Below are 3,554 nucleotides of genomic sequence, written 5' to 3'. Positions count from 1 at the left end.
ACGCCAACACCAGGCCCGGACCAGCCACTACAAACGACGAGGCCACAGCCCAAGAGCTGAAGCCTCGCCACAGTAAGCACCGTTGCAGTACTAGATCCGCGCCTTCCGCACCGAGTGCCACACCGCCCCGGACAGCGCCAACGTCGACCGCGGGACCGACAGGTGCTCGTGCTCCCGGTACAGCCGCCAGTTGTGCTCCAGCAGCGCCAGCTTGTTCGAGGACAGCGACCCCACCCGGCCGGCCCTGTAGACCGCCAGCGGTTCCTTCAGGCCGCGGGCGGCGTGCCCGTCCCTCATGATCGACAGCCATAGAGCGTAGTCCTGCCGCTTCGGCATGTCCGGCATCAGCCGCGTGCCCAGCACCGTCCGGTCGTACATGGCGGTCAGGGTCCCGATGTGGTCCTGCACCAGCATGTCGCGGTACGTCACCCGCTCCCGTGCCACGACCACCCGACCGTTCGGGACGAAGTCGGCGGCCTCGCCCGTGTGGTCGCCAGCGACCTTGTAATAGGAGGTGAACGTCAGTGGAGCATCGCCCCCGGCGGCGAATGCGAGCTGCCGCTCCACCTTGCCGGGCAGCCACATGTCGTCGCTGTCCAGGAACGCCAGGTACTTCCCCCGCGCCCGTTCCAGGGCGAGGTTGCGGGCCTTGGCCGCGCCGCCCTGCTCGGGCGCCGCCTGCGGGCGCACCCGCTCGTCCCGGCGGGCCAGGTCCCGCAGCAGGTCCATGGAGCCGTCGGTGGACGAGTCGTCGGTGACCAGCAGCTCCACGTCTGCGTGGGTCTGCGCGAGCACGGAGCGCACCGACGCGCCGAGAGTGGCGGCCGAGTTGTGCACCGGCATCACCACAGAAACCAGCGGCACGGCGTGCTCCTCACCCGGGTTGGAGTCGTCATGGATGTTGTTGTCGCCGGTCAGGGCTACGTGGGGCTGCCACTCGCCGTGCGCGCCGCCGAGGTGGGCCACCGTGTCGTCGGCTACGACGTGGACCAGCACCGTATCAAGCAGCTCACCGCCAGTGAGTCCTACGTGGAGGACGTGGCCTCCTCACGGCTGCGCGCGGTGCTGGACTCCGGGGCCTATTCCGCGACCGACGACGCCTGCGCGTTGGCCGGCTTCGACATCGCGGTGATCACCGTGCCAACTCCTCTGCGGGACGGTGTACCCGACCTGTCCTATGTCGAGTCCTGCGCCTGGATGCTGGGCGAGTCCCTTCGCCCTGGCGCGACGGTGGCCCTGGAGTCACCGACCGCCGCGGCCCGCCCGGCGCTGCTCGCCATGGGCTGCTTCCCACTCCGAGGAGGAGTGGTAGGCGACGAGCGAGCAGACCTGGGCATCGACGCCGATCCGGCGCAGGTACCGGGCGCCGTCGATCATGTGCTGGCCGGTGTCGACCGCCGAGGGCGAGTACCCGACATCGTGGAGGATTGCGGCGACGCGCATCACCTTCCCGTCGGTCCCGAGCACCGGGGCGAGGACCCGGGCCTGCTCGAAGACGCGGCAGGAGTGCGCCCAGAGTGGGAGGGGTGTCCGCGAGCAGCGATTCGGCGGTCCGGTACGCGAGGCTCAGGTCCATCGCCCAAGGCCAGGTGACCTGGTACGAGGGTCATGACCGGTGTCGCGAGCCGGTTGACGCCGCAGGACTCGTCCTGCAGGGCCCAGGACTTCTGCGCAACCCACGCGGGTGACAGCCCGCTGCGCTGAGAGCCCACGGAAGGGGGATCCCGCCGAATCAGGCAGGCAGGTGCCACCCCAATCCACATGCCAGGTCAGCGGGCGACCGTCCGTGGAAGTTCGGTACGTCGTCCGAGGCTTCCAGCCGCGTCACCCGACCGGACCGGATCCTCCGCGAACACGGCGTTTTCCACCGGAATCCCGGCAGGGCCAGGCCAGTGACCCACCTGGCGGGCCAGGCCGGCGGTGCCGTCGAGGACGCCCTCGCCGTCCTTGCCGCCCGTGCCGGTGTGGACCCGGCCGGCCGTCTACTCCAACGCCTCGCCGCCGCACCCACCCCCGCGGCCACCGACCGCGCCGTGCTCCGGCAGTCCGCCGCCCGCCTCGCCGAACCCTAACCGCCCCAGCGGTGGCCCGTCAGCGCCCGGGCGCGCTTCCAGGGCAAGGGGATCCGCCTGTAGGCGCCGTGGAGCACCCCGGGCTGCCCGCCACCGGAGAACCACCTGCGACATGTGCCGGAGACCCGTCCCGCAGCTGCGCACGGACCCCGGGGTACGCCTGCTGAACACCATGGGCGCCGAGCAGCGCCGCCCACGGCACCTGGGCGGAGTGCCTTCGGGAGATCCTCGGGCGACGCCGGCCTGACGGCTCCGGGCAGTGCGCCGACCTCGCCGAAGCCCTCGCCACCGGCCGAGCTCCTGATCGGGGATCAGGCCTCCGGCTGCGAAGACGGACGGCCGCGGCCACCCGACCGGGCCGGGGAACTCCACAGCACGTCGGCACGGAGCGTGCTGCGGGGGCGGGATCCTCGTGGTGGGAGGCCTTCGCGGCGGGTTGCCCTCCAGGGGGGAGGCAAGCACGCCTTCCGTCTGATGGAAGCGTCTCGGGAGGACGTAGCGCTCGTCGGACGTCCGCTCCCGTTGTCGGCCTGTCACTCGAAGCGGCGATTTCCGCGCGGCGACGCCACGCGTGCGCCCGACCGATGGCCGGGCCGACGGGCGGCCGACCGGCACGGCCAGAACGACGGAGGAGTTCCCCGGACCGGTCGGGGACGGTTCACCCGATGGGATGACCGCGGACCGGCCCGGGCGGCTGCGACCGGTATACGTGACGTGATCCACCGTTCGGAGCGACCACCTGCGAGGGGCCCATGACCGATACGGCCGACACGTCGTCGAGGACGGCCGGCGAGACGCTGCCGACCGCCTACGCCCCCCGGGTGGCCCTGATCCGGGGCGCCATGGAAGCCGGGGACACGGTCCTCGCGGCCCGCCTGGCCGAGGAGCTCCACCAGCACGTCGCCCTGGAGCGCGGTGCCCTGCATCCCGAGGCGCTGCGCGCGCAGGAGGTGCGCGCGTACGTCGCGGCGGTCGGCGGCGACCCCCGGCGGGCGGCCGAACTGTTCACCGTGGCCGCCACGGCGTGGGCCGGCCTGGGCGCGCCGGAGCAGTGGGCGGCGTCGCGCAACGCGGAGGTCTGCCGTCGTCGGGTGGAGTCGGCGGCGTCCGCCCCCTCGGCGGTCCCCGTCGCCCGGCGCCCGCCCGGTTGCCCGTCCCCGGCCCGGGCGTTCGGACGCGGCACCGTCGTGGCGGTCGTCCTGGCGACGGCACTGCTCTCGGGGGCGGCGGACGCCGGCCCGCGGGCCTACCTCGGGACGGGCCCGCGGCCGGTACCCGACGACCAGCCGGTCGCCCCCGCCGTCCTGGGAGCCCTGGAGCGCTCCGCCCCGTCGGCCTCCCTGGCGCCGGGCCCCGTGCCGCCGCCCCCGCCGGATCCCGCGGGCGCGGAGCCCGTCCCCGCGCCGGACGCCGGGCCCGCGGGCGAACAGCAGGACCCGGCCGCAGACCCGGACGGAGGCGGGCCCCGGGCGGGGCGCACAC

2 protein-coding genes and 3 pseudogenes are annotated in these 3,554 nt (G+C 73.6%); 3 read left to right on the top strand and 2 right to left on the bottom strand.

Going from position 1 to position 3,554, the window contains the following annotated elements; genetic code table 11:
* Window positions 1–90: 90 nt before the first annotated feature.
* A complete protein-coding gene (locus tag ACIQOV_RS32930) occupies window positions 91–864 on the bottom strand; it encodes a glycosyltransferase family 2 protein (protein WP_331768614.1) in 774 nt (257 codons plus the stop codon).
* 30 nt (window positions 865–894) lie between these two features.
* On the opposite strand from ACIQOV_RS32930, the pseudogene ACIQOV_RS32925 reads away from it, so the two are divergent.
* Window positions 895–1,251 (top strand): annotated as a pseudogene (locus ACIQOV_RS32925) (nucleotide sugar dehydrogenase); the annotation flags it as partial.
* Here ACIQOV_RS32925 and ACIQOV_RS32920 read toward each other — a convergent pair.
* Window positions 1,243–1,503 (bottom strand): annotated as a pseudogene (locus ACIQOV_RS32920) (HD domain-containing protein); the annotation flags it as partial. The pseudogenes ACIQOV_RS32925 and ACIQOV_RS32920 sit on opposite strands and share 9 nt — an antisense overlap.
* A gap of 389 nt (window positions 1,504–1,892) precedes the next feature.
* Between ACIQOV_RS32920 and ACIQOV_RS32915 the strand changes: the two are divergent.
* Both ACIQOV_RS32915 and ACIQOV_RS32910 read left to right on the top strand, forming a co-directional pair.
* Entirely contained in the window at window positions 1,893–2,072 is a 180-nt protein-coding gene (locus tag ACIQOV_RS32915) for a hypothetical protein (RefSeq protein WP_331768615.1), read from the top strand.
* Window positions 2,073–2,824: 752 nt separating this feature from the next.
* A pseudogene (locus tag ACIQOV_RS32910) lies at window positions 2,825–3,554 on the top strand (hypothetical protein); the annotation flags it as partial.

Origin of the sequence: Kitasatospora sp. NPDC091257 (assembly GCF_044757675.1) — a bacterium.
Classification (GTDB): domain Bacteria; phylum Actinomycetota; class Actinomycetes; order Streptomycetales; family Streptomycetaceae; genus Kitasatospora; species Kitasatospora lactacystinica.
Note: the sequence above shows the minus strand (reverse complement) of the source record. Positions and strands in the feature narration are given on the sequence as shown.